This is a genomic window from Capnocytophaga sp. oral taxon 326 str. F0382 (genome assembly GCF_000318295.1).
Taxonomy (GTDB): Bacteria; Bacteroidota; Bacteroidia; order Flavobacteriales; family Flavobacteriaceae; genus Capnocytophaga; species Capnocytophaga periodontitidis.
Genome location: NZ_KB291373.1, coordinates 18,773 through 44,799, shown reverse-complemented (window position 1 = coordinate 44,799; position 26,027 = coordinate 18,773). Strand labels below are relative to the sequence as shown.

The 26,027-nt window shown below is 36.7% G+C and carries 19 protein-coding genes, 5 tRNA genes and 1 pseudogene; 8 read left to right on the top strand and 17 right to left on the bottom strand.

Annotated features, from left to right (window positions below; translation table 11 throughout):
• Positions 1-15 precede the first annotated feature (15 nt).
• From HMPREF9073_RS02140 to HMPREF9073_RS02065, 16 genes are all read right to left on the bottom strand, one after another.
• Positions 16-1,017 (bottom strand): PLP-dependent cysteine synthase family protein, encoded by a 1,002-nt coding sequence (locus HMPREF9073_RS02140; RefSeq protein ID WP_009412328.1) that lies wholly within the window; start codon positions 1,015-1,017, stop codon positions 16-18.
• Between the two features lie 107 nt (positions 1,018-1,124).
• The gene (locus tag HMPREF9073_RS02135) at positions 1,125-2,450 is read right to left on the bottom strand and encodes a hypothetical protein (RefSeq protein ID WP_009412327.1); all 1,326 of its coding nucleotides are present in this window, start codon (positions 2,448-2,450) and stop codon (positions 1,125-1,127) included.
• A 26-nt stretch (positions 2,451-2,476) separates the two neighbouring features.
• A complete protein-coding gene (locus HMPREF9073_RS02130; protein WP_009412326.1) occupies positions 2,477-2,839 on the bottom strand; it encodes a hypothetical protein in 363 nt (120 codons plus the stop codon).
• A 2-nt stretch (positions 2,840-2,841) separates the two neighbouring features.
• Positions 2,842-3,729: a hypothetical protein gene (locus HMPREF9073_RS02125; RefSeq protein ID WP_009412325.1), complete on the bottom strand. Its 888-nt coding sequence runs from the start codon at positions 3,727-3,729 to the stop codon at positions 2,842-2,844.
• A 63-nt stretch (positions 3,730-3,792) separates the two neighbouring features.
• Positions 3,793-4,662: a nucleoside phosphorylase gene (locus HMPREF9073_RS02120; RefSeq protein WP_009412324.1), complete on the bottom strand. Its 870-nt coding sequence runs from the start codon at positions 4,660-4,662 to the stop codon at positions 3,793-3,795.
• Positions 4,663-4,665: 3 nt separating this feature from the next.
• A complete protein-coding gene (locus HMPREF9073_RS02115) occupies positions 4,666-7,116 on the bottom strand; it encodes an ATP-binding protein (protein ID WP_009412323.1) in 2,451 nt (816 codons plus the stop codon).
• Between the two features lie 163 nt (positions 7,117-7,279).
• Positions 7,280-8,479 (bottom strand): OmpA family protein, encoded by a 1,200-nt coding sequence (locus tag HMPREF9073_RS02110; protein ID WP_009412322.1) that lies wholly within the window; start codon positions 8,477-8,479, stop codon positions 7,280-7,282.
• 110 nt (positions 8,480-8,589) lie between these two features.
• Positions 8,590-8,880 (bottom strand): ribosome hibernation-promoting factor, HPF/YfiA family, encoded by a 291-nt coding sequence (gene hpf / locus HMPREF9073_RS02105; RefSeq protein ID WP_002682031.1) that lies wholly within the window; start codon positions 8,878-8,880, stop codon positions 8,590-8,592.
• A gap of 30 nt (positions 8,881-8,910) precedes the next feature.
• Complete coding sequence (locus HMPREF9073_RS02100; protein ID WP_009412321.1) at positions 8,911-9,837, bottom strand: tyrosine-type recombinase/integrase; 927 nt, start codon at positions 9,835-9,837, stop codon at positions 8,911-8,913.
• A gap of 331 nt (positions 9,838-10,168) precedes the next feature.
• A complete protein-coding gene (locus tag HMPREF9073_RS02095; RefSeq protein ID WP_009412320.1) occupies positions 10,169-12,667 on the bottom strand; it encodes a tetratricopeptide repeat protein in 2,499 nt (832 codons plus the stop codon).
• Positions 12,668-12,737: 70 nt separating this feature from the next.
• On the bottom strand, positions 12,738-13,442 hold the full coding sequence (locus HMPREF9073_RS02090; protein WP_009412319.1) for a slipin family protein: 705 nt from the start codon (positions 13,440-13,442) through the stop codon (positions 12,738-12,740).
• Between the two features lie 258 nt (positions 13,443-13,700).
• Positions 13,701-14,192, bottom strand: coding sequence for a hypothetical protein (locus HMPREF9073_RS02085; RefSeq protein ID WP_009412318.1), 492 nt, complete (start codon positions 14,190-14,192; stop codon positions 13,701-13,703).
• A 7-nt stretch (positions 14,193-14,199) separates the two neighbouring features.
• Positions 14,200-15,417 carry a tetratricopeptide repeat protein gene (locus tag HMPREF9073_RS02080; RefSeq protein WP_009412317.1) on the bottom strand — a complete coding sequence of 406 codons (1,218 nt, stop codon included), beginning with the start codon at positions 15,415-15,417 and terminating at the stop codon, positions 14,200-14,202.
• A gap of 85 nt (positions 15,418-15,502) precedes the next feature.
• The gene (gene carB, locus HMPREF9073_RS02075; protein ID WP_009412316.1) at positions 15,503-18,355 is read right to left on the bottom strand and encodes a carbamoyl-phosphate synthase large subunit; all 2,853 of its coding nucleotides are present in this window, start codon (positions 18,353-18,355) and stop codon (positions 15,503-15,505) included.
• Positions 18,356-18,429: 74 nt separating this feature from the next.
• A complete protein-coding gene (locus tag HMPREF9073_RS02070) occupies positions 18,430-19,344 on the bottom strand; it encodes a hypothetical protein (RefSeq protein ID WP_198005881.1) in 915 nt (304 codons plus the stop codon).
• 179 nt (positions 19,345-19,523) lie between these two features.
• Positions 19,524-19,596: transfer RNA gene (locus HMPREF9073_RS02065), tRNA-Gly, on the bottom strand.
• Positions 19,597-20,097: 501 nt separating this feature from the next.
• Here HMPREF9073_RS02065 and HMPREF9073_RS02060 point away from each other — a divergent pair.
• The 4 genes and pseudogenes from HMPREF9073_RS02060 (at position 20,098) to HMPREF9073_RS02045 (ending at position 24,609) form a co-directional block, all read left to right on the top strand.
• Positions 20,098-21,135 (top strand): VWA domain-containing protein, encoded by a 1,038-nt coding sequence (locus HMPREF9073_RS02060; protein WP_009412314.1) that lies wholly within the window; start codon positions 20,098-20,100, stop codon positions 21,133-21,135.
• A 1-nt stretch (position 21,136) separates the two neighbouring features.
• Positions 21,137-22,035, top strand: a pseudogene (locus tag HMPREF9073_RS02055) (tetratricopeptide repeat protein).
• Positions 22,036-22,080: 45 nt separating this feature from the next.
• A complete protein-coding gene (locus HMPREF9073_RS02050) occupies positions 22,081-23,838 on the top strand; it encodes a BatD family protein (protein WP_009412312.1) in 1,758 nt (585 codons plus the stop codon).
• Between the two features lie 12 nt (positions 23,839-23,850).
• The gene (locus HMPREF9073_RS02045; RefSeq protein ID WP_009412311.1) at positions 23,851-24,609 is read left to right on the top strand and encodes an SH3 domain-containing protein; all 759 of its coding nucleotides are present in this window, start codon (positions 23,851-23,853) and stop codon (positions 24,607-24,609) included.
• Here HMPREF9073_RS02045 and HMPREF9073_RS02040 read toward each other — a convergent pair.
• A complete protein-coding gene (locus tag HMPREF9073_RS02040; RefSeq protein WP_009412310.1) occupies positions 24,581-25,105 on the bottom strand; it encodes a shikimate kinase in 525 nt (174 codons plus the stop codon). The genes HMPREF9073_RS02045 and HMPREF9073_RS02040 overlap by 29 nt on opposite strands.
• Before the next feature lie 135 nt (positions 25,106-25,240).
• Here HMPREF9073_RS02040 and HMPREF9073_RS02035 point away from each other — a divergent pair.
• The 4 genes from HMPREF9073_RS02035 to HMPREF9073_RS02020 all read left to right on the top strand — a co-directional run bounded on the left by HMPREF9073_RS02035 (position 25,241) and on the right by HMPREF9073_RS02020 (position 25,623).
• Positions 25,241-25,313: transfer RNA gene (locus tag HMPREF9073_RS02035), tRNA-Lys, on the top strand.
• Positions 25,314-25,345: 32 nt separating this feature from the next.
• A tRNA-Lys gene (locus HMPREF9073_RS02030) sits at positions 25,346-25,418 on the top strand.
• Between the two features lie 37 nt (positions 25,419-25,455).
• A tRNA-Lys gene (locus tag HMPREF9073_RS02025) sits at positions 25,456-25,528 on the top strand.
• An 11-nt stretch (positions 25,529-25,539) separates the two neighbouring features.
• A tRNA-Leu gene (locus tag HMPREF9073_RS02020) sits at positions 25,540-25,623 on the top strand.
• Positions 25,624-26,027: the final 404 nt, after the last annotated feature.

Below are 26,027 nucleotides of genomic sequence, written 5' to 3'. Positions count from 1 at the left end.
GTTAATTGATAATTTTTAGTCAATAAATCCTTGTTTTTTCATCCAGTCGTCGCTGTAGATTTTGTTCATATAGCGCGAACCGTGATCGGCGAGGAGGGCAACTACAATACTATTTTCGTCGAATTTACCTGCCTCGGCATATTGTTTTACGGCTTGCATTGCTGCTCCACTGGTGTAGCCCATAAAAAGTCCTTCAGTACGTGCCAATTCACGAGCGGTGAGTGCCGCATCTTTATCGGTTACTTTGATGAACTCATCAATAACATCAAAATCAGTAGCAGTAGGAATCAAGTTTTTACCCATTCCTTCTATTTTGTATGGATACACTTCAGCAGGGTCAAACTCTCGGGTTTCGTGATATTTTTTGATAGCCGAACCATAGGCATCTACCCCTAATACTTGCACTCTTGGGTTTTGCTCTTTTAGGTAGTGGGCAATACCTGAAATGGTACCGCCTGTTCCACTACATACCACCACGTGAGTAATCTCGCCTTGTGTTTGTTCCCATATCTCACGACCTGTCTGGTAATGAGCTTCAGGGTTGAGCGGATTGAAATACTGATTGACATAGATAGAATTAGGAGTTTCGTTATGGATACGTTTTGCTACTTCGTAGTAAGAGCGAGGGTCATCGGGAGCAACATTTGCAGGACACAAATGTACTTCAGCCCCTAAAGCTTGTAGCATTTCCACTTTGTCGTGAGAAGATTTATCGCTAATTGCAATGATACAGCGGTAGCCTCTTAGAGCACTTATCATTGCCAAACTGTAGCCTGTATTACCCGAACTGGTTTCTACAATAGTATATCCCGGTTTGAGAAGCCCTTTGCGTTCGGCGTCTTCAACGATATACTTGGCTACTCTGTCTTTAGCGGAATGACCTGCATTAAAAGCCTCAAGTTTAGCAAAATAACGCCCTTTGAGACCTTTGGTAATTTTGTGCAATTCCAATAGAGGGGTATTGCCAATGAGTTGTAGTAAGCTGCTATGTACGTTCAATGATTCATTTATTTTCATTGGTTACTTTCTTTATTTTTGAGTGGCAAAAGTACAAAACAATTACCAATTAACAATTAATAATTAACAATTATTTTTCTATCTAACTTTTTATGATACTAATAAAATTACTTAAAATACTTTTTAATAGTTTTAGTATAAGTAAAAAGATAAATACAAGAATTAAAATAAGCCATACTTTGTATATATTCATCTGTAGTATATTCTAATAACCAACTTACACCATTATCTGTGCTTTTATATAGTTGATTATTAATTGAGATATATAATGTAGCATCAGCTAAAATCATATTGCTATGACGGCGATAGCTTTTATTTAAAACATACAAACTCTCCCAAGAATCCCCTCCATTATTTGTCTTAAAAATTTTTAATTGATTAGTTTTCGGTAAATAAATAGTACAAAACCCCTCCAAAGAAGATTTAAAAACAATATTTTCAACTATACTATAATCTTCTGCAAAAGTATATGTTTTCCAAATATCATTAGTTACATTACAATACAATATTTTAGCTTTTCTAGGATGGCTTGACTTGATGAAGTCAAATCCTCCGCACCAGATATTATTACTATCCCAAACAAAAGAAGTTTCATAAAGATTACTATATTGATGATCGTTAAGTATAGTATTTTCTTCGTCATTACGTATTTGTTGAAAATTTTCGGCATCATTTGTTTTGAAAACTGCTCCTGTTGAACGAACAAGAACTCCCTTCTTTAAATCTTTAGAAAAAGACATAGCTATCATTGGAATACCTATTTTTGGAGCAAAAACATCTTGTTTATTTATAAAATCTCCTTTTTTTGATATATACCAAAGAGCTTCTCCTATACGAGAAGCATATCCTTCTAAGCTATCATTTACAATAAAATCCCCCTCAGAAATCGCTCCATAGGAAGACCAATATTTCCAAGAAAGGCCTTCATCTTCTGTAAAATGAATTCCCGTATTAGTACCAGGTACAAAAATTCTATTACTGAAAACTTTTGCGGGGGTGTTATATGTAAAATCGGAAGGTGCATAATTAAACACTTGCCATTCACCCACTTTTTTATCTATAACGCCTAATTGAATAGGTTTAGGAAGGTTATAATGTATGTTCACATACATAGAACTATGAAATTTTATATTTAAAGTTTCATATTTATTTACATTATGAGGCAAGTGTATTGTTATTTCTTTCCCATTAGTTGAAACTGAAACATCTTCAATAAGAATTGTTCCAAGATATATTTCAATATATTTTTTTTCTGGAAAATTTTCTCCTGAAATAGTTATGTACTCACCTGCATACCCCCATTTCTTTGAAATAGAATTAAGAGTGATTACTTTATCTAATTGTTCTGGTTCTATATTTTTTTCTTCTTGGTTTATACAAGATGATAATACTGATAATAGTACTATCACTAAAAATAAAGTCATTTTTTTCATTGCTTTTATTTTTCAATTATCTTCAATCAAATTTCAATGAGCCCTTGAAAGTTGAGTTTATAAGGTTCATCTTTATATAGAGGGAGGGTTTCATCTGTTACATTGCTAAGCCCTACACCAGCGTAGAAAGTGCGAGCGTTGTGTTTTTCGGCGTGTTTGCGCACCACTTCCATAAATACTATATCGTACTGAGTGGGGTCGTCGCCATAAGGGACAGCCCGCACAATGATGAAGTACTTTTGGTTGTTTTTATCTACACACACAAATTGAGGGTCGCGTTTGAGTTCACTATTTACCAATAGGAATTCCCATTGTAGTTCCTTTTGTAAGGCTTCCCCTACAATATTCATCGCTAAATTGTGGAGTTCTTGACCTGTAAGGGGCGTCATATTCACTTTTTCTTTATATAAGGTTGATCATATTTTGTTTCAGGATAATTTAAATAGGTAGCCTTATACCCTTCTGTTGTTTTCTCTAATAGTACCTCATAGTTAGTATACCCTTCTTGAAATTGTCTATAAATTTTAAGAACTATGCCTTTTGAAGTCCTCACTGCATTCATCACCTCATCTAAAAAACCATCATTGCCACATAGTTGAAAAAATTGAAATATTTTTCTATTAATACCAAGTGAATTAAGTTTTACAGAAAACTTATTTTCCACTATTGGTACTAATCCCTTAAAACCTGTATTTGTAATTAATATGGCAGGTTCATAAGGTTCACCACAAAAAGTTAATCCATCATCATCTGATACAGGTGTACCATAATAGGCAGTTCTGAAAAATTGTATGCGTTCACCGTTGTCAAAGGTTTTATCAATCAGTTTATCAGTTGTTCTAAATACATTTCTTCCATCTACAATGAGAGAATCAGTATTATTCAACACTATTTTTATATAATGAAAGGCTGTACAATAATCTTTTGTGAAATTGTATAAGGTATCTGAAACTCCCACTATTGCTACCCACTTTGTATCAAGATCAGTACGTTTTTCTTTTAGAAAACCTTTATGGTTATAAATAGGAATTGAATCTCCTAACAAAAAAGCTTCTTTTTTATCTGGCAAAAAGGTTAAATTCTTATTTTCATCAGGGAGATGCCAATCATAACGACTTACAAATTCACTATCTTCAGAAGCATCATTTCTCACTGATAAATCTTCCTCAGTACATACAACTACTGTATCTTTCTCTACTGAAGTATCATCTCTATCAATGGAAGTAGTATTATGACAATTGAATAGCCATAACATAGCTAAAAAATAAAGTGCTTTCATAAGTTTACAACTAATAAATTATTGATTATCAATTTAATCAATTTTGTTAAAATGTAGTAATAACTATTTTGCCAATTGTTCTAAGCCATACACTATCAAGTCTTCTACTACTTTTTTAGTATCCTTAGTGAAAGTACCTGTAGGGCGGTTGGCAATGATAGCATTGAGAGAAACAGCTTGGTGTCCTAAGAGTTTAGAAAGCCCATAGATGGCAGAGGTTTCCATTTCGAGGTTCGTCATACGATGACCATTGTGATTGAAGCTATGGAGCTTGTCGTTGAGGTCAGGGTCTTGCACTGGCAAGCGCAATACGCGTCCTTGAGGACCGTAGAAGCCTGGAGCAGTACCTGTAATACCTTCAAATACTCTATCGGTGAGGAGGCGTTTTTTGAGTTCTTGTCCGCAAGCGATGATATAAGGGCGACCTTTGAGAGGATTCCAACTTGTATGAGCGATAAAAGCCTCTTCCATAGCGAGTTCACGTACCTTAGGACTATCTTTATATGAATGGAACATATTGTCCATACCCAATCCGTGAGAAGAGAGTACAAAACTATCTACGGGTATATCGGCTTGTAGAGAGCCCGAGGTACCGAAACGCACTATATTGAGCGAGGTGAGCTGTTCTTTGGGCTGGCGCGTATGCAAATCGATGTTGGCAAGGGCATCGAGCTCGTTGATCACAATGTCGATATTATCAGGACCTATACCAGTGGAAATTACAGTAAGGCGTTTACCTTTATAAGTACCTGTATGGGTACAGAATTCGCGTTTTTGGGTGCTAAATTCTATATTGTCAAAATAAGCGCTCACACGAGGTACACGATTAGGGTCGCCTACCAAAATAACAGTATCGGCGACTTGTTCAGGTCGCAAATTGATATGGTAAATACTACCATCGGGGTTTAAAATAAGTTCAGATTCTTGAATCATAATTTATAGTTCTATTAATTTTTTAAGATATTGTTCTATCGCTGGGCGACATTCGTTTTCAAATAGTTGTTCTAAAGTATGGATTTGTCCGTGCAATTCAGTAGGCACTTCTTCCAGCACTTTGTTGAGAATGATAAGTATTTCGGACTCGCGTTTGGCGTTGATTTGTGCAAACATTGTAGTCATTTTATGAGCGCTTGCCTTAATACCTTTATAGTCTTCGCGATCGGCAAGGAGTTTAAGTGTTTGTATATTTTCGCTGCTTTCTTTTAAGAAATGTTCGTAAATACCTATGATGCCTTCGCGGTCGTCCCCCATAAAGCTTTCTAATATTTCAGGGGTATAGCCTCCTACTATGTTGTTACTCACCATAATAGGTTTATGTTCTACTTCGGTATCGAGTTTAGGGAAGAAGATTTTCAGTTTTTGGTAGAACTGTTCGGGGGTGAATGGTTTGGGCAAAATGCCAGAGAAGCCACTCTTCATATAGAAACTTTCAGGCACATCACGTCGTCCTGTAATTGCTAATACAGGCAACGGATTGTTTTTGTATTGTTCGTTGAAGAGGGTTACAAAATGGAAACCATTCATTTCAGGAAGCTGAATATCAGTTATTACCAAATCGAAATTAAAATCTTCCATTTGTTCAAACGCTTCTTTACCATTGTTGAAAGTAATGGTATTGATGTGTTTTTGTTTTAGCAATTCTTCTATGAGTGAAAGGATAGAGAGGTCGTCATCTATTACTATAATGGTAATTAAATCAGGGGTTTTATCATTGGTAATGATTTGAGGTGCTTTGGTACGTTCTACTACTTTCTCAGCCAAGAAGCGCAAAGTGAAGGTACTACCTTTATTCTCATAGCTTTCCAAATAAATTTTACCGCGCAATAGATGTGCTAATTTTTGAGAGATGTGCAAACCGAGACCTGAACCGCCATAACGTTTAGAAATTTCGTCGTTTGCTTGGGTAAACTCATCAAAAATGTGTTGTTGTTGTTCTTTTTTTATACCGATACCTGTATCGGTAACGGCAATACCTATTTCATATTCATCACCATTGAGCTGACGTGCATCGGCCTGTATGTGTACCGTTCCGCGTTCTGTAAATTTAAAGGCGTTAGAAATAAGGTTGTACAATATCTGTTTGATACGATAAGCATCACTTGAAAAATTGAGATTGTTCACCGTTTCGGAGAAACTGAGAGAGAGGTTGATTTCTTTTGTTTTGTAAGCCGATTTGACATTATTGGCAACCTCATCGATAATTTCGGTAGTATTAAAAGGTACTTTTTCGATTGTAATTTTACCAGCCTCAATACGGGTGTAATCTAAAAGTTCGTCTACTAATTTAGAGATATACTCAGAAGAATACTTGATATGAGAAAGGTAATTTTTACCTTTTTCTGATATATCTTGTTTGCTAAGCAGTTCGGAATAGCCTACAATGGAGCTCAATGGCGTACGCAAGTCGTGGCTCACCATAGAGATAAGCTGTTCACGGTTCTTGAGTAGATTGTTAGATTTCCTATTGGCAGCTTCCAAACGACGACGATAGCGCTGTGAGGTGACAAAATCGTTGATAATCACAATAGATGAAATCACAATAATACCTAAAGCTACTAAGAAGGCAATCATCAGTAGATTTTTGCTATTTTCAAAAATTTGTTTGCGTTCCAAACTTAATCTTTGAGAATTAGCTAATACTTCTTCTTCAAAATTATGTAGTAAGTCATCTAATTTTCGCGAAATCTGGACATCATTTTGCCAGAGTTTTTGCATTTTTTCATTTATCTGACTTTTAGATTCTTCAGTATCCTCATTTATCTTGTTTAGGAGAGAAAGTGTTTCTAATACGACCTTATCAAACTTAGTATTTTTAAAGGTAGTAGGAATTTTTATATTTTTATACTTTTTTAGGATAGAAGCGATATCGGGAGGAGCTTTTTCAGGAGTTGTTCTTCTTCTATAAGTTTCTTTACTATAAAGTTCATAGCCTAAGTAAGGTTCTAAGCTTGAGAGTTTTCGTATAGCGCTACGTATGATAATAGAAGTACTATCGGTTTCTTGAAAGGCTTTTAACTCTTGTATATTTTCACTTTTTAAGTTGAGCAAAGAGCGAATTGTATCAAGTGTGAAGACTTGTTTTTCGGAGCTAATATCACGGCGAAACTTAAGTATTTCGGTTTGCAAATAGACGTTTTTTTCTAAAAAGAGTTGCAAGGCTTCTCTATCGTCAGTACGCATAGCGATACGTCCTGCACTTTCGGTATCGTTTACTAAAGAGAGGATTTTGCTGATTTGTATAATTTTATTTCTATCTTCTTGATTTATCTTTTCTTGATGGGATAGCTTTTGTATTTCTTTGAAGATTACATAGCCCGCTACTACCGATACCAAGAAAAGTAGTACATAACTCGCTATAACTTTGATAGTTATTTTATTTGTTTTCATCTTGAGTATTTAGTGTTGTGAACAGATATAAACTAACGCACAAAAGTACGTTTTTATTTTGGAATAAACAAATTTTAATGTTATTCCTTATAAAAAACTGTTCTAAAAGGTCATCTTTAACCTTTTAGAACAGTTTTTATCATAAGATCTTAGAAGAAGTTTTTTACTTCAATTGAAAAGTAGCTTTTCGTGCTAATTGACGAGCTCTAGGAGAGTTTTTATCAACGCTGTTATCCACTCCTTTACCTTGGGCTGTGATGCGATTAGCATCGATACCTGCTTTTACAAGCAAGTTTTTCACAGCATCGGCGCGTTTTTGAGAAAGGGTAGCGTTGTAGTTAGTACCACCTAATTCATCGGCGTAACCATTTACGGTGATGTGAGCATTAGGATTTTCTTTCATATACTTACCTACGAAATCAATAGACCAAGAAGAAGATACTTGAGGTTCTGATGAATTGAAATCGAAGTAAGCGCTGATATATCCTTTTCTGATAAGATCGGCGGCTACATCGCCAGAGGCAACATCGTTATCGCCAGTTGCTGCATTAGCAGCTTTAGCTTGATAGTTGTCGTTTAGGTAACTTTCAATCTCATCGGGAATGCGGTTGCCATTAGCATCATTCATTTTGTTTTGCTTGTTAGCTACTTCGCCTTTCAAATCGGCGACGTTGCTTTCTAAAGCAGCGATACGTTGGGTAACATCCTCTTCTTGTTCACGTACATCAGCCCCTGCCCAATCGGCGTGTTTACCTTGTTTACCTATAGCGATATTCAAACCAGCAGTGAGGGTAAAGTGATTTCCTTGGAATCCTTTTTGACCATTAGCTGATTTGGTATCATAAGTAAGTTGCTGTTTGCTATTGATGTACATAGAACCATCTAACAAGAAAGCGATGCGGTTAGAGATTCTCAATTGAGGAGTAAGCCCTACTGTAAGGAAGGCGATTTTATCAGGTTTAGAGATTGCATCACTTTTTAGTTGAGAATATCCTAAACCAGCGTGCAATAGCAATCCTAAATCGCTTGTCCATTCTTCAAAACTCAACACGCGAGCTAAGTTAGCTACTCCTTGTAAGTTTACATTCCAAATATTAGATTCGAAAGCAGGGCTATCATCATCGTTTTTGAATACGTCGTAACCACCAGCCAAGCGAATACCAAATTTGTTGTTTGCCATATAGCGAACCCCTACATTAGCGCTCCAAAAGTTTGGAGTACTTGTGCCATAACCAGCAGTAAAAGGTGTAGTAGCTTTGTTCACACCTCCGTTTACATCTACAGACCATCGGTTATAGTCTACTTGTTGAGCTTGAACACCTAAAAAGGCTAATGAAGCTAAAGCGAGAATATTTTTTTTCATTCTTTTAATAAGTAAATAAAATTATACAATAAAAACTGGGGCAAAGGTATGATTTAAATTTTACTTACTCTTTAAAAAAGAAGAATATTAACAAAACATTAACATTTTAATTAATGTTTATCTTTGTGTTTTAAAAGCATTCTTTCCAATGGAGTAATAGCGCTATCGATTCCTTCTTCGAAAGTTTTAAATTGTTTTTTTACGACAAGGCTTTCACCAGGTATATGCACTTTTACTTCCACTATTTTATTTTCTTTAGTGGTGGTATTATCTAACTTCAAATGTACGTCCGCTTCAATGATACGGTCGTAGAAATTGTCTAACTTATCCAATTTTTTTTGGATGAACTCTACTAATTTGTGGTCGACAGTAAAGTCTACTGGGTGTACGTGTACTTTCATAATGTTTAGAAATTTTAAGGTTTAACAATTCTATTTATTATCATCCTCTTCTCTGCGATCGGCTCTTGGATGGGCTTTTTTGTACTGTTTTTTAAGTTCTGCTAAACTTGTATTGGTGTATACTTGTGTAGAAGCCAAACTGGAATGCCCCAGTAATTCCTTAACAGTGTTCAAATCGGCACCATTATCCAACAAATGACTTGCGAAAGAGTGGCGCAATACGTGAGGACTTACGTCTTTCTTGGGTGTAACAGCGCTAAAGTATGAATTTATAATTCGATACACAAGGGTAGAATACAGTTTTTTACCATTTTTAACTAAGAATAAATAGTTTTGACTTTTTTCATTTGCTATTTCCTCTCTTAATTTTAAGTATTCTTTAAGCGTTTCTTCTAATTCTGGTATAATGGGGATATATCGTTCTTTATCGCCCTTACCTGATACTTTGAGTTGTTTTTGAGCTAAATCGACATCGGATAAGCGGAGATTTGCCAACTCGGAGCGTCGTACACCTGTAGCGTACAACATTTCGATTACGGCTCTATCTCTGACTTCATCGAAAGAGCTTTTGCTTGAGAAATAAGATAGTACTTTTTCTATTTCGGCTTCAGAAAAGGGTAATTTTTGTCTCTTTTCTGTTTTTAACAAGAAAATTCCCTTTTCAAACGGGCTCACTTCTATTTGTTTTGTTTTTTTTAGAAAGGTGTAATAGGTTTTCAAGGCGGACAATTTCCGGTTGATACTTCTAAAGGACATTTCCTGTTGGGATAATTGGATAATCCATTTTTTGATATCCTCTTGATCTGCTCTTTCTAAAGGGCATTCCTCTTCCTTATCTTCATATTCACTTTTGATGAATTTCTCAAAAGCCCTTAAATCGTGCTTATAAGCTTCCACCGTATGAATAGAATATTTCATTTCTATTGAAAGATAAATGATAAAGGCATTGATTGACATAGCTTCATTTTTTGTTGATTAAAAAAGATATAATCTAAAAACAGAGTGATACTCTTTTTATCATATAGCAAAATAACTAATTATTCTTGAAACTAAATGTTAAATAAGTGTTAAATTTTCAGATTTAAAGTTAAATATTTTATTTAACCTTATAAATGAGATAGTTATATTGCTTTTTTCCATCCTCAATCTCGCAGAATCCTCCTCCTTTCTCTATTTACTTAATTTCAGTGAAGATGTTCGTTTTCGTGAGCAAATGTACAAATAATATTTTGAATCACAAAATAAATTTAACTAAAATATCAATTAATTTTTTCTAACGAGTATTTTCTTATTTATTTAAAAATTTTTCTTTTTCCTTACGGATTTGTATTAAGCGATAGTTTTCAGTAGCTACTGGATAGGCTGATAACTTGTGCTTTTCTAAGAAACTTTTGAGCTCATTTACTATACTCTGTGCTGAATAAGCATCGCGTATTTTATGTATCACCCACCAAGTTTCATCAGCTTTGTAGACATCGGTGGAGAGAGTGAGCACTTCGGATATAGATTTGAGTTTTTCGATAAGAGTTTCTCTTAATTTTTCGCGCATTTCGGGGGTTGTACCTATAATCACTACCTTCCATAACGTAGCTTTATCATCGGGGACATATTCCTCATTAGTGACATCCTTTAGTTCTTCTAACAAGTTTTTTGCTTCTTCACTTTCGGCAGTAGCTGGATAGTTAGTTGCTATTTGTTGTAACTGAGCCTGATAAGGCGCTAATCCTTCTAAGCGAGCTGTAGTTTTAGCCTGCAAAAGAGCTATTGCAGGAGCTGCTGCCGTTTCACGATACTGCAATCCTTCTTCTTGCAATCGGCGAGCGGTTTCTACAAATTCACCTCTATTATACTGAGCTGTGAGACTATCAACAAATACTTGAGCAATTTTGTTGCGCTCATGCTGGGTAGTTTCTCCTCCTTGCAAAAGTTTTGCATAATCGGTATTAGGATAATTCGCTAACAAACGATTTTTTGTAGCTTCAGCTTTAGAGTTATGAGTATCAGTATAGTTCTTTTGCAATTCGTAGAGGGCAGCAGCTTCAATTTCGGGGGTAGGATTACTAGCAAGCACACGCTCCAAACGCTGAATAGCCAATTCATTTTCGTTGAATTTAGCACGATAGAGGACACCTAATTGGTAGAGTGCCTCATTGCGATTGGTCGTCAATTGGTTGATTTCAGTTTCTGTTTTAGGGAGTTTAGCCAGATAGCTATCAGGGGTTTTGACTTGCTTTTCTACAGTTTTTGTTGCAGTTGTTGTGGCTGTAACATTGGCTACTATCCCACTCCCCACTGATGACCAGCGCCAATTATCTTCTAACTTTCTATCGCCCCAATACTGTTCAAATTGCTGTTTGCCATACGCCACACTCATAGGGTTGTAGAAATAGAATTTACCTCCTTTTTCTGGAGCAACATCAGGAGTAGAAAATCCCATACCCATATTTTTCACTTTGCTTTTTTGCTCTTTTTGAGTGCGCAACGCTGCTATTTGCTGCATAGAGTCGATATGCTTTTGGTAATAGGCACGACGTTCGGTTTCGGGCATACGGACTACTTTTAGCACACTGTCGTTCTTTCTTACAACGTACTCTAATTCGGCTATTTTAGCTAAATTATCTCTTTTTCGGCGTACATATAAGTGTTCAAAAGTGTTTTCGGGGGTATAAGTAAGGGTGCTATCCAAATGTTGATAAGCACCTATATAGTCTTTTTGGTCAAAAAACAGTTCGGAAAGACGTGTATGCGCTTTTGCTTTTAGCGGATTATTGTCTTTATTATTATGCAAAGACTGACGGTAGTAATCGGTAGCGACTTTTTTCTGGTCGTTTTTTAACAATTCGGCGTGGGTATAGTAAAGTACATCGAGGTAGTTTTTGTGTTCATAACGATTTTCGAGTTTACGCAAATAGGCTAAAAACTCTGTTTTTTCTTCGGGAGTGAAAGTTTTGTTACGCGCTTTACCCGCTTGAGCTTCTACCCATAATTTACGCGGAATTTTCCAATTCTGTTTTACGACTTTCTCAAAAGCTACCTCAGCAGAATCTTTTTGATGCTGTTTTTCATAGAGTTGTGCAGCGATGAAATAGTAGCGACCGCGCAATGCTTTATTTCGTGTGTATTTACCTGCATTATAGAGAGCATCGGCAGCTTGAGGATATTGCTCTTGATTGATATAAGCCTGCCCTAAAGTAGCATAAGCCTCTGCCCTATCGTTGCGACGCAATTTAGGATTTTCTTTAAAAAAGTTAGTAAGTTTTTCAATCGCTATTTTGTCTTTACCGAGACGAAGATTGGTTTTTTGTGCCCATACAGCAGCTTCGGGGATACGTTCACTCATACCATAATTGGTAAGCAGGTGATTGAAAGCTTCTAAAGCAGGGAAGAAACGCTCGTCGTAATAACGCGCTTTTCCCAAAAGCATATAAGCATCGTCTATCTTATAATTGCGTTGCACCCCTTTGAAGACCATAGAGTGACGCTGGATAGTTTTGATTGCTTTATCTTCAGCACGCTCGAAATTAGGATTTCCCATACCATCTAACTGTACCTTACCACTGAGCCCAATGGGTTCTACTGGCAAGACTTCACTAAAGTTATCTTGGTATTTTTCGCGTAGTTCGTTAAGCCCTTTAGCATACGCCTCCTCACCATTGAAAAGCACATTGTACTTAGTAACTATAGGCTGCATTTGGCGGTTGTAGTAGGTGTTAGCATTAGGGGTACAAGCTATTACAAGCCCTATAAAAACCCCTACAAAGGTGCTATATAATAAGATTTTTTTCATTATATTTAGTGCTGTAAGAATGGGCGAAGATACTACTTTTTTTGTAAAGTATGAAATCTTTAACACTAATTTATATTTTTGTAGTAGGCACTTCGCCTATTACAAAAGTATGCTTCCCTTTGTCGGCTATCTTAGTGATAGTCTCTAAATATTGGAAAAACTTAATATTCTCATCGCCTTTCATTAGTTCAGAAGCGTTCTTAAGGGCTCGAGCAGTAGCTACAGCAGTACGCGCATTTTCGAGTTCGGAAGTAGCACGTATTTTGCTTTCTAATACTCGCGAGAAGAGGTCTTGTACACTTTTAGGGAAAGTGATATCTATCAGCTGTGCTTTTATTATTTTAAGCCCAAAAGTAGCTACTTCGTTACAGAAATCTTCTCCTTTAAAGTCAGTGATGTCATTGCGGCATTCATTTAGTTTTTCACTATCAAAAGCTGCAATTTTCTGACGTAGTAACACCTGTGCAGCCGCTACTATTTGCTGTTCGGCTACGGCAAAATTATCGGTCTCTATCCCAAAATTATCTACAAATAGCTTAGTATTATCGAGTTTGTAAGCTAAATAAAAAGAAAAACGCAATGCGATATTATCAGCGGTCAGTACCTCCTGATTTACCACCCTTACACTTCTTAATTTTTGCGATAGTGATATGATATGCACTTTCTCCCACGGACTAAATTTATAAATACCCGCAGATAGTTCTTGCTGAAAAACATTCTTTTTGAATAGGAGTCCCACAGAGTTAGGAGCTACCTCTAATTCTTTGTAAAACATATAGATACAATTAACAAGTTAATAAAATAAGAAAGAAAAGACCTCTAAACAGAGGGAAAACTCGATTAAGTCTTTCAAAAATAGCGAAAGGCGGTATCCTCGGTTTTGCAAACTTTGTTTAGAGTGAGCCGTAGCTCTGTCTTGTCTTTCTTCCCAATAATAATGAATTAAATGGAGTCATTCCCCTTTAGTTGTTCCGCAATACCTTATTTTGTGAGGGGAAGACGGTTTATATAAATAAGTGGCGGTTTGTTGTTTCTAAATCTCCTCCCATAGGATAAAGAAATTCATATACAGTTCTTTAGCAGAAAGGTTAGGATACAGATAACTAATGAGTTTTTTAGTAAGTTTCCCTTTGCTCATTCCTGCAAAAATAAGTTCATCACCCTTATAGATTGTTAGTTGCTTGGTTGCTGTTGAAAAATGCAAGGTAAGCACTTCATTGCCATTTGCATAGAAAAGGAAACTACTTACAACCTCAATCACCCAAGGATATTCTTCTTTATAAACTGTTTTATCTTGCAATATTTTAAGCAATCGCTTTCCTTTGGATAGAGAAAGCCTCTTTCTTTTCTCAGTAATACGTTCTTCTTCAGGAGCACCAGGCCACGAAGTTTCTTTTGTCCAGCCCGTACGATGTATAACTGCGACACTATCTATTTTACCCTGATAGAGTTTGCTAAAATCCATTGCTTTAGGACATTGTGCTAATGCGAGACAAGGGAGGAGGAATAAGAATAAACGGGGCATAAAGTGATTATTTCATATTATCTAATTCTTTCTTTAACATTTCTTGGATAGAAATAAAATCTTCAGTCTGTTTGTTCAGAACTAATTTTACTTTGTTGAAATTATCATTCAAATAATGAACAGTTTTGTTATATGCTTTAATTAAACTATTTTTACCATTAATAGGATCTGCTTTAAAGATAGATATGGCTTCTATATATAATTCTGTAGCTAAATCCACTTTATTATCAATGAGATATAAGAAAGCTATATTAGCTTTTGCCTCCCCATTCTTGGGGTTTAGCTCAAGAGCTTTATTGTAATTTTCAAGAGCTTTTTCATTTTGTTTTTTAGCAAAATAGCTTTCCCCTAAATTATTGTAGGTATTTGATTTTTCAGTTTCCACTGTTGATTTATTAGGATTTAAATTAGTTCTACAATTTTCTATTTTTGAAATAAGGTAATCACTAAAAGCATAAGTAGCATATGAATCTATTACCTCAGAAGCACTTTTTTCATTCATAACTTTTTCCAAAGTGCAATCAGCTACTTTATCTGCAAAATCTTTAGGATATTTCTTTAGTACTACTTGAATTAGATCTTTCAAAGATTCTTTTAACTTCTTTCCATCATTGTATAAGGTATTCCAATCTATTTCCTTTACAATTGCAATAGCCTCTATTTTTACATTTACTCCAACTGATGAACTTGGATTTTTTACTCCTATAAAAGTATTAAAGATATTAGGAGTATCAATCATAATCAAACCACTTTTATAGTTTTTCCTAGTACCCTCAATATTGTAATATAGAGATTGTCCCCAATTATCTCCTTTGCTGATAAATACGTCTAAATTATTCCTATCTAATAGATAGCTATCTACAACACCTCCACTTCCTGAAGGCATTGTTATCATTTTACTTCCTGCTGTCGCTAATGTAGACATTCCTCCTGAAAGTGTTGCAGCTGTCAATTGTGTTAAAATATTTAACATTTCTCCCTCTCCCTCTCCTTTTGTGGTAGTAACTACATAGAACCATCTTACAGTATTTTTAGGTAAATTAACTGTAAAATATACTCTTGTTTTTCCACCAATTTTTGTAGCACTATTGATATAGACTTGTTGAGGAGGTAAGATTCTTTCAAATCTTTCACCTTGTTTCAGTTCAACCTCATAAGATTCAGTTTCTTGGGCAATTGCAATATTTGCAATTAATAAAAGTAGTAATAATGTTATTCTTTTCATCGTTGAGAGTTGTTTAAATATTTTCTTGTTTGACAAAAGTACAATAAAAAATTAAAAGAACAAGCCTTAGCTTGCCCTTTTAGTTTTATTTTGAAAGATACATTTTCCTTCTCGTATAAATATCGTAGAAAGCATCATCTTTAAGGCTATCTATAAACAAGATGCTTTCGCCAGTAGATTTCATTTCAGGCCCTAGCTTCTTATCTACATTCGGGAATTTATTGAACGAGAACACAGGTTGCTTGATAGCAAAGCCTTCTAAGTGCGGATTGAAATGGAAATCAGTGAGTTTCTTCTCGCCCAACATTATTTTGGTAGCATAGTTCACATACGGCTCTTGATAGGCCTTAGAGATAAACGGCACTGTACGTGAGGCACGTGGATTTGCCTCAATGATATACACGACATCGTCTTTTACGGCAAACTGCACATTGATAAGCCCTACCGTATTGAGTGCCAAGGCTATTTTACGAGTATGGTCTTTTATTTGTTGGAGTACAAACTCACCCAAATTGAACGGTGGCAAGGTAGCATTACTATCGCCTGAGTGAATACCACAAGGCTCTATATGCTCCATAATACCAATGATATACACATTTTCACCATCGCATATCGCATCGGCTTCTGCTTCTATGGCGCCATCAAGATAATGGTCAAGTAAGAGTTTGTTGTTAGGTATCTTGCGCAAGAGGTCTACCACGTGGGCTTCCAATTCTTCTTTGTTGATAACAATCTTCATTCCTTGTCCGCCTAATACATACGAAGGACGTACCAATAGTGGGAAATCCAATTCATCAGAGAGTTTGAGCGCCTCATCGGCAGTTTCAGCTACTCCAAAACGCGGATAAGGAATGTTATTCTCTTTCAGCAGAGTTGAGAAACTACCTCTATCTTCTGCCAAATCGAGCGATTGGAAGCTGGTACCTATGATTTTAATACCATATTTATCTAATTTTTCAGCCAATTTCAAGGCTGTTTGTCCGCCGAGCTGTACAATTACCCCCTCTGGCTTTTCGTGCTGAATAATATCGTAGATGTACTCCCAGAATACAGGCTCAAAATAGAGTTTATTAGCCGTGTCAAAGTCGGTAGAAACGGTCTCAGGGTTACAGTTGATCATTATGGTTTCATAACCGCACTCTTCGGCAGCCAATACCCCGTGCACACAGCAGTAGTCGAACTCAATACCTTGTCCTATGCGATTAGGACCTGAGCCGAGTACTACCACCTTTTTGCGGTCAGTTACTACGCTGTCGTTGGCTACGTATTCCTTGCCGTCAGCGGTGCGGATAGGTGCCTCAAAAGTAGAATAATAGTAAGGAGTTTGTGCCTTAAACTCAGCAGCACAAGTGTCTACTAATTTAAACACACGACGTATGTTGAGTTCTTCCCGTTTTTTGTGTACCTCACTCTCCCAACAGCCCACCATATAAGCAATTTGTCGGTCGGCAAAGCCTTTTTGTTTGGCTTCAAATAGGAGTTCTTTAGGTAGAGTATCTATTTTATAGCGCGATATTTCTTTTTCGATCGCACATAGTTCTTCGTATTGTTTGAGAAACCAGATATCTATCTTGGTGATTTCGTGGATACGGCTCAGTGGAATACCCATCTGTACCGCATCGTATATCACAAACACCCTATCCCAGCTGGGGTAGGTGAGTTTCTCGATAATCTGTTCGTAATTTTTATAGCCTTTGCCATCAGCTCCTAAACCATTGCGTTTGATTTCGAGCGATTGGGTTGCTTTCTGCAATGCCTCTTGGAAAGAACGCCCTATACCCATTACCTCACCTACCGACTTCATTTGCAAGCCAATAGTGCGGTCAGATCCTTCAAACTTATCGAAGTTCCAACGCGGTATTTTCACAATTACATAATCTAACGTAGGCTCAAAGAATGCAGAGGTAGATTTGGTGATTTGGTTTTGCAATTCGTCTAAATGGTAGCCAATAGCGAGTTTGGTGGCTATCTTAGCAATAGGATAGCCCGTAGCCTTAGAAGCCAAAGCCGAAGAACGCGATACACGTGGGTTGATTTCAATAGCGATAATATCTTCTTTTTCATCAGGCGACACGGCAAACTGCACATTGCAACCCCCGGCAAAATCGCCTATACTACGCATCATCTTAATAGCCATATCGCGCATACGTTGGAAAGTGCGGTCTGATAGAGTCATCGCAGGGGCTACGGTAATAGAATCCCCAGTGTGGATACCCATAGGGTCCATATTTTCAATGGTACAGATAATCGCCACATTGTCGTTCTTGTCGCGCAAAAGCTCAAGCTCATACTCCTTCCATCCTAAAAGCGCCTTATCGATAAGCACCTCGTGTATAGGCGAGGCTTCCAAACCGCGATTAAGGAGCATATCAAAATCCTCTTTTTTATAGACGATAGATGCCCCTGTACCGCCCAAAGTAAAGGACGGACGTATTACGAGTGGAAAACCAAAACGTTGCGCGATTTCTTTCCCTTTGAGGAAAGAAGTAGCTGTTTCAGACGGTGCCATAGGAATACCGATTTCATCGAGCAACACGCGGAACTTTTCGCGGTCTTCAGTGATTTGTATTGCATCGATATCTACCCCGATGATTTCGACCCCAAAGTCCTTCCAGATACCTTTTTCTTCAGCCTCAATACAGAGGTTAAGCGCTGTTTGTCCGCCCATAGTAGGGAGAACAGCATCTATTTCGGGGTGAGCTTTTAGAATTTCCACTAATGATTTAGTGGTGAGAGGTTTCAGATAGACCACATCCGCCATAGAGGGGTCTGTCATAATGGTAGCAGGGTTAGAGTTAATAAGTATGGTTTTGATACCATCTTCGCGCAAAGAGCGCAACGATTGCGAGCCTGAGTAGTCAAACTCGCAGGCTTGTCCGATGATAATAGGTCCTGATCCTATGAGCAGAACACAATGTAGGTCGTTTCTTTTAGGCATTTTATATAGATATTGCTGTGTTTTTAGTATTTACAAGTGCTGAATTTTGTTGTATGGTTGGCATTATTTTGGTCTTACGGATAATACTCTAATTCTCGTTTTTCTTCTATTTGGATATCATTCCCTTTAAATTTCTTGACTTTCCCAGATGATTCTTCTGCTGTCAAGACTTTTAGGATTAGATTTCCCATCTTATCATAAGTAAGCTGATAAACTTTTGTAGAAGAAGGTTTTACACCAGTTTTATCCTCGTAATACTCTTCTCTTATTTGATGTGTAGTATTGTTATAAATGTATTTCGTTCTCTCCCTAAAATTTCCTAATATATACTCTTGTTTAGATACAAGTACGCCACCCTTATAGTCTTCTATCAGTTCTATTTTCCCATCAGTATCATATTGAGTATGTTTTTTCAGTTGCCTATTAGTGTCGTATTGATACACCTCCATATTGTCTTTCTCATTGTAATTCCCACCAAAAGATTCTTTTCTATTTTTCATATAAGCAAGGTCATATTTCTTTACCAAAAGCCTGCCCGCACTATCATATTCGTAGAGTTCTTTATAGTTGATGCCATCATAACCTCCCTTTGCTTTTCTCTCCTTAGAAAGCAGATTTCCTTTGCTATCATACGTATAAAGGTAAGTCTCACCCGCCTTGATACCACTTATATTTACAGTTACTGTCTCTTGCAGCACATTGTTAGGCAACTGAGTAAATACCGACAGAGACTCATCGCTTTTCATCGTTTTTAGTTTGCCATCATCGGTATACTCAAACATAATTTCCTTTACCTTATTCCCGTCACTGCTATACGTTTGATAACTCACAAGCTGCCCTTTTTTATTGAAATAATACCTTGTTGAAGAGCCATATTCGTTATATTCTATAAGCGTTTTAACCTTTCCCTTGAGACCATATTGGTAGAGGAAAGGCTTATATCCGCCCGATGTATGTTGCCCGCGTACAATGGTAAGAGATAAAAACATAAGTAATAAGAGTGTTTGCTTCATAGTGATAAAAAAATAGCTACATTTTTCAAAAGAAAAATATAGCTATTGTACTATTAGAAAAGAATATACCACCGTATCTCTTGAGAGTACTGCTTAAAGGGGTACAAGGAAGGGCTTGTGGCGTGATATTCATTTAACAATTAATCATTAAAAAGAGCGAAAAACGGGTCTCGAACCCGCGACCTCAACCTTGGGAAGGTTGCGCTCTACCAACTGAGCTATTTTCGCGTATTATTTATGGCGCAAAGATACAACAAAATTTAATTCCTACAAACTTTTATTCGCTTTATTTTGCGAAAGAGAATCAAACCTTACAGCATCAATATCTATATTCATTTACTTGGAAACAATTTCATCAAGTTGTTTGAAAATAGCATTCATATCAATGTGTTTTGTCTTCTCATTCCACTCTTTTTTATAAAACTCTCCTAACTCACGTTCATTTAAAATATTATTTTCTGAGTAACGCTTGGCTTTTTCTAAAACTATTGGATTTATTTTTTAAGCGCTCATAACAATTGATATTATGAGACAAAGACACTAATTATTTTAAAAATAACAGAAAAATAGTAGTTAGTTTTTAGTAGTTAGTCGTTAGCAACTAATAACTAATGTCTAAATTAAGAAATAATTATTATCTTTGCAACGTTTGGCGCAATATTTGATTATTACAATCTGCTTATTACAAATCAACTAATTGCTAAATTTACTCATTTTATTAATTAACTTATGGTTCATATCGACGAAAAAATATATCTTTGGCTCATAGTGATACTCATTCCGCTATTTATCATTTTTGCCTTTTCAATGCTTCGCAAACGCCGATTGCAAAAGCAATTTGCTTCCTCATCAACTCTTAGACGTTTAGCCCCCGACCGATCCCGCTTCAAACTGTGGGTGAAGTGGAGTGTTTTGGCTGTAGTGTTCTTACTGCTGAGCATTGCTTTGGCTAATCCTAAAATAGGTACTAAAATTGAGACTGTAAAACGCGAAGGGGTGGATATCGTTTTTGCTATCGATGTCTCTAAAAGTATGCTTGCTGAAGATGTAGCTCCTAACCGTTTAGAAAAAGCAAAACGCATTGCTTTTGAGACTATTAGTCAGCTAAAAGGCGACCGCGTGGGCATCGTGGCTTATGCAGCGAGTGCTTACCCTCAATTAGCGCTCACAACCGACCATTCGGCGGCAAAAATGTTCCTCCAAGGTATGAATACCGATATGCTTTCCTCACAAGGTACTGCTATTCAAGAGGCAATACGTATGGCAAGCAATTATTTTGACGACAAGAGCCCTACAGCCCGCTTGCTCTTTATCCTCAGCGATGGCGAAGACCACGAAATGGGTGCTACTGAAATTGCTTCGGAAGCACAAGAAAAAGGGGTACACATTTATACCATAGGTATTGGTACTGAAAAAGGAGCTCCTATCCCTATAAAAGAAGGAGGCGGACAAACTTATAAACGCGACAGCAATGGCGAAGTAGTAATTACCAAGCTCAACCCCGAACTCTTGCAACAGATAGCGAGCAATGCAGGAGGTGAATACCTCAACGGTGATAACACTCAAAAAGCAGTAAACCAAATTAACAAGATATTAGACGGTACTGAAAAAAGTCAGTTCGATACCCAAAAGTTTGTAGATTTCAAAGACCAATTTCAGTGGTTTTTAGGAGGTGCTTTACTATTACTTCTATTAGATCTTACTATTTTTGAACGCAAAACACAATGGGTGAAGAAATTGAATCTATTTAATGAAAGAAAAAAGTAAAATGAAAAACATTCTATACATATCATTATCCTTACTCTCTCTCTCTGCTTTTGCTCAAAACAAAGCAGAAAAAGAAGCTCTAAAAGCAATGGCTAACTCTAAAAAATACACTTATGAAGGCAATACTGCTCTCAAAAGTGATAAACCTATACAAGCCGAAGTGGAATATCGCAAGGCAATAGCCGAAGATAAAAACAATGCTACTGCGCAATATAACCTCGGCACTATGTATTACCAACAAAAAAGTTATGACGAGGCTTTCTCCCGACTCAAAAACGCTTCTGCTTCCGATAAGATTAGTGAAGATGAAAAACACAGGGCGTTCCACAACTTGGGCAATGCCTTTATGAAGAAAAAAGAATACGACAAGGCTGTACTCACCTACAAAGAAGCTCTTCGCCATAACCCTAAAGACGAGGAAACTCGTTACAATTTAGCTGTAGCCAAAGAAATGCTCAAACAAAATCCTCCACCTCCACAAGACAACAAGAACAATAAAGATAAAAATAACCAACAAAATCAGAACAATCAGAACAATCAGCGAAATCACAAAACCAAAACAACCAGCAAAATCAACAAAACCAGAATAACAACCAAAACCAAAATAATAAAAATAACCAGAACAACCAAGATAACAAGGACAACAAAGATCAAGGCGATAACAAGCAAGATAAAAATAAGGATAAGGGTAACGATCAAAAAGACCCTAATCAAAACAATCAACAAGATAAAGACCAAAATGGACAAGGGCAAGGTAGACAACAGCGTCCTTCATCTCTTTCTCCACAACAAATGGAGCGTATTTTAGAAGCTATGAACAACGAAGAACGCAAAACTCAAGAGAAAATCAATGCTCAAAAAGTAAAAGGACAACGCGCTAAATCTGAAAAAGATTGGTAATAGAAGTGAATAGCAATTCACCTTTTTAACAAATAATAATAAAAAATGAAATACAAGATTATATTTTTTATAACTTTCTTAATCCAAAGTCTCTATGCACAACAAGTAGAGTTTAAAGCCGAAGTGAGTAAAAATCAATTAGGGGCTAACGAACGCTTGCGTATAGAGTTCTCTATGAATAAAGACGGAGATAACTTCACCCCACCTAATTTTCACGGATTTACAGTGGTAATGGGACCCTCTCAATCAATTTCTAAATCGTGGATTAATGGAGTAAGCAGTTTTTCCAAAACCTATGTCTATATCTTAGAACCTAAAACCAAAGGTAACTTTACTATCGGGCAAGCAAGTATAGAGATTGACGGTAGGACTTACCGCACTAATCCTATTACTATTACTGTTACCGATGCTGTAAAAACTCCTACAATGGAGAAGAATAGCAATGATTATGCTCGTGAAGGCTTATTCCTCTTAACCGAAATATCCAACCCTAATCCTTACCTAAATGAGGCAGTAATTGTTACTTATCGCTTGTACGTAGGTAGAGGTATTGCGGTGAATAACTTCCAAGAATTGAACACTCCTAAATACCCTGAATTCTGGAGTCAAGAGATTAGAGCGAACGACTACCAAGTAGAAGAACGCACCTATAAAGGTCAGGTGTATCGTACTGTTGTGATGAGACGCAGAATGATACTCTACCCTCAAAAAACAGGTAGCATCACCTTAGAACCCTTGAATTTGAACGTATTACTCACTGCACCTACAGGGCAACGCGATTTCTTTGGCGGTCTTGTATACGAAAGTATGGAGCGAAAAGTTTCTTCAGGTAGTGCAGTAATCAATGTAAAACCATTGCCTGAGCAAGGTAAACCAGATAACTTCTCTGGGGCTGTAGGTGATTTTTCATTTGCAGTAAACCTTACCCAACCTACCCTCAAGGCTAATGAAAGTACCCAGTTGAAAATAGAAATATCAGGTAACGGAAACTTCAAATTATTTGATTTACCTAAGCCTAATTTCCCATCATCATTAGAAGTGTACGCACCTGAACAAAAAGACGATGTACTCCCTTCACTTAATAGTGGAATGAAAGGTCGATTAGAACAAACCTACACTATTGTACCTGAGTACAAAGGTAAATATCCTATCTCTGGACTCTCTTTTTCGTACTTTAACCCTAAAACACAAAAGTATGAAACTGTAAAAACAAACGATTTATGGATAGACGTAACTGAAGGTCCTACCCCAGATAGTGACACTACAGCCAACGAACTAACTACCGCTCCTAAAACTTTAGGCGGCTTGCAAATGAATGCCGACCTCCAAGATATACATACATCTGTATTCTTCGGTTCTACCAGCTACTTTTTGTGGTTACTCTTGCCATTATTGCTCATCCCGATAGCTCTTATTTGGTGGCATATCAAAATGCAAAGAGCAAGTGATATAGAAGGAAATAAAGTGAGGGCAGCTAACAGATTAGCAAAGAAATATTTAGGAGAAGCCAAACGCAAATTAGGTGATAAAGGTACGTTCTACGAAGCCTTAGAGCGCGCTTTACACAACTATTTAAAAGCTAAATTGAAGATTGAAACTGCCGAGATGAGCAAGGATAAAATTACTGAATTATTGCTCAACCAAAAGGCTAATGAGGCTACTGTAACACAATTTATGGCATTACTCGCTAATTGTGAAATGGCACGATATTCACAACACCACACCGATGCCTCTATGGAAAAAGATTTTGGAGATGCTGTAGAAGTAATTTCAGCACTCGACAAACAAGTGAAAAATAAGTAATCGCTAAACAAAATGAAAAACAATATTTTTATCTATATCCTTCTGTTAGTTTCTGCGCAACTTTTTTCTCAAGATAACAATATCAATCTGTTTGAAAAAGCTGCTCAGCTCTATCAACAAGGTCAATACACTGAAGCTATTGAGCAATATAAAACTATATTGGCTCACGGGAAAGAATCGTCTGCCTTGTACTACAATTTGGCAAGTGCTCACTACAAACTAAATCACGTACCAGAGAGCATTTATTATTACGAGAAAGCCCTCCAGCTCAACCCCGATAATCAGCAGGCTAAGGACGGACTTCTATTGGCAAACCAAATGAAAGTAGATGCGATTGTACCTCTGCCCAAAACTTGGTTACGCCAATTCTCTGATGCCGTTACAGGTTTGTTTAGCTTGCAAACGTGGGCTGTACTCTCTATTATAGGTGTCATCGCATTTGTGTTGAGTTTTTTCTGTTACTATTTTTTAGAACAGACTTCTCTCAAACGACTCTTTTTCACCCTGATGTTCATATCAGTAGCGATAGCTGTGGGCACTTATTTTATTGCTAACTTTCACAAAAAACAAGTAGATGGTGAAAAGTATGCTATATTGTTTAATAAAACCGTAAGGGTATTTTCAGAAGCTAATGCCTATAGCAGTGAAGTGTTACAACTACACGAAGGCACCAAAGTTGAAATTACTGAAAAAACAAACGATTGGGTAAAAATACGTTTAGCCAATGGAAAAACTGGCTGGACTAAAGTGAGTAGTTTGAAAGTATTGTAAGTATTTGCTGCAAACTTTCCTCTTTAGTTAGTCCGTCCATCGCGAGGCTATGTGTAGCTTGTGTATAGAAAGTATTGCGCTCAAAGAGATGTTTGCGGATAAAATCTTCTAAATCCTCCTTTTTTAGTTCCTTTAGTAAAGGACGGGAAGTGGATTCAGCTAAGCGTTTAGCCAAGCTTTTAGGAAGATATTTCAGGTAAATAGAAATATTTCCTTCAGCTTTTATCAATTCCATATTATTGCCAAAACAGGGGGTACCTCCCCCTAATGAAAGTATACAATCACCTTCTCTTTGCAGGATTTCTTGCAAATAGAAGGTTTCTTTTTTGCGGAAATATATCTCTCCTTTGGTAGCAAAAATATCTTGTACACTCATTTTTTCGGCGGTAGCTACATAAACATCAAGGTCTACAAAAGGTACATTTTTAGCAGCAGCTAAGGCTTTCCCAAGGGTAGATTTACCACTTCCCATATAACCGAGTAAAATTATTTTCATTTGTAATCTATTGGATAGTAAGGGGTTGAAAAATACTTTTAAAATAAAATGCAAAAATAATACTTTTTTTCTTGCTACGTAATAAAAATGTTATATCTTTGCACCCGCAAACAAGAAAATACTGATTGTCATAATGACTCGGTAGCTCAGCTGGTAGAGCACGACACTCTTAATGTTGGGGTCCAGGGTTCGATCCCCTGCCGGGTCACAGGGTTATACAATTATTGTTATTTTTTATAGGACTTGGTAGCTCAGTTGGTAGAGCACAACACTTTTAATGTTGGGGTCCTGGGTTCGAGCCCCAGCCAGGTCACAAGGGTTATACAATTTGTTTTTTTATTTTTTTAAGGGACTTGGTAGCTCAGTTGGTAGAGCACAACACTTTTAATGTTGGGGTCCTGGGTTCGAGCCCCAGCCAGGTCACAAACACGTTAGCCTACGTGGAGAAATTGGTAGACTCGCCATCTTGAGGGGGTGGTGCTCGTTAGGGCGTGCTGGTTCGAATCCAGTCGTAGGCACTTTGGGGATAAGGATTTATATATAAAAAGAGACTATTCAACATTTTGAATAGTCTCTTTTTTATTGCTTCTCTTTTCTTTATTAAAGTTTAAATATATGTATTTATTTCCTATTTTATGAAACTGCTACACAAACTTTCTCTTCAAAAAATCTCACCTCTCCCCTCCCCTTCTCAAAAAACTTTTTATACACCTTCTCAAATTTAACTACAAAACCTCATTCATAAAAATATTTTATTAACATAGCCAATGATTGCATAAATATTTTATTTTATATCGCCAAAGATTACAAAAAAAATTATCTTTCTAAATAATTATGTTTTTATGCTGATTTTCAACTACATATTGTCAAACAAAAGATAAAATATCTAATTCGTAATAAAAAAATAAGTTAAAACCCTTGT

Bases quoted from the DNA above. Each gene is read 5' to 3' on its own strand.
- HMPREF9073_RS02080 (WP_009412317.1), bottom strand. From the start codon at position 15,417: ATGAAAAGAATAACATTATTACTACTTTTATTAATTGCAAATATTGCA.
- HMPREF9073_RS02110 (WP_009412322.1), bottom strand. From the start codon at position 8,479: ATGAAAAAAAATATTCTCGCTTTAGCTTCATTAGCCTTTTTAGGTGTT.
- HMPREF9073_RS02040 (WP_009412310.1), bottom strand. From the start codon at position 25,105: ATGAAAATAATTTTACTCGGTTATATGGGAAGTGGTAAATCTACCCTT.
- HMPREF9073_RS02085 (WP_009412318.1), bottom strand. From the start codon at position 14,192: ATGCCCCGTTTATTCTTATTCCTCCTCCCTTGTCTCGCATTAGCACAA.
- HMPREF9073_RS02100 (WP_009412321.1), bottom strand. From the start codon at position 9,837: ATGTCAATCAATGCCTTTATCATTTATCTTTCAATAGAAATGAAATAT.
- HMPREF9073_RS02125 (WP_009412325.1), bottom strand. From the start codon at position 3,729: ATGAAAGCACTTTATTTTTTAGCTATGTTATGGCTATTCAATTGTCAT.
- HMPREF9073_RS02120 (WP_009412324.1), bottom strand. From the start codon at position 4,662: ATGATTCAAGAATCTGAACTTATTTTAAACCCCGATGGTAGTATTTAC.
- HMPREF9073_RS02090 (WP_009412319.1), bottom strand. From the start codon at position 13,442: ATGTTTTACAAAGAATTAGAGGTAGCTCCTAACTCTGTGGGACTCCTA.
- HMPREF9073_RS02050 (WP_009412312.1), top strand. From the start codon at position 22,081: ATGAAATACAAGATTATATTTTTTATAACTTTCTTAATCCAAAGTCTC.
- carB (WP_009412316.1), bottom strand. From the start codon at position 18,355: ATGCCTAAAAGAAACGACCTACATTGTGTTCTGCTCATAGGATCAGGA.
- hpf (WP_002682031.1), bottom strand. From the start codon at position 8,880: ATGAAAGTACACGTACACCCAGTAGACTTTACTGTCGACCACAAATTA.
- HMPREF9073_RS02135 (WP_009412327.1), bottom strand. From the start codon at position 2,450: ATGAAAAAAATGACTTTATTTTTAGTGATAGTACTATTATCAGTATTA.
- HMPREF9073_RS02045 (WP_009412311.1), top strand. From the start codon at position 23,851: ATGAAAAACAATATTTTTATCTATATCCTTCTGTTAGTTTCTGCGCAA.
- HMPREF9073_RS02130 (WP_009412326.1), bottom strand. From the start codon at position 2,839: ATGACGCCCCTTACAGGTCAAGAACTCCACAATTTAGCGATGAATATT.
- HMPREF9073_RS02070 (WP_198005881.1), bottom strand. From the start codon at position 19,344: ATGTTTTTATCTCTTACCATTGTACGCGGGCAACATACATCGGGCGGA.
- HMPREF9073_RS02060 (WP_009412314.1), top strand. From the start codon at position 20,098: ATGGTTCATATCGACGAAAAAATATATCTTTGGCTCATAGTGATACTC.
- HMPREF9073_RS02115 (WP_009412323.1), bottom strand. From the start codon at position 7,116: ATGAAAACAAATAAAATAACTATCAAAGTTATAGCGAGTTATGTACTA.
- HMPREF9073_RS02095 (WP_009412320.1), bottom strand. From the start codon at position 12,667: ATGAAAAAAATCTTATTATATAGCACCTTTGTAGGGGTTTTTATAGGG.
- HMPREF9073_RS02140 (WP_009412328.1), bottom strand. From the start codon at position 1,017: ATGAAAATAAATGAATCATTGAACGTACATAGCAGCTTACTACAACTC.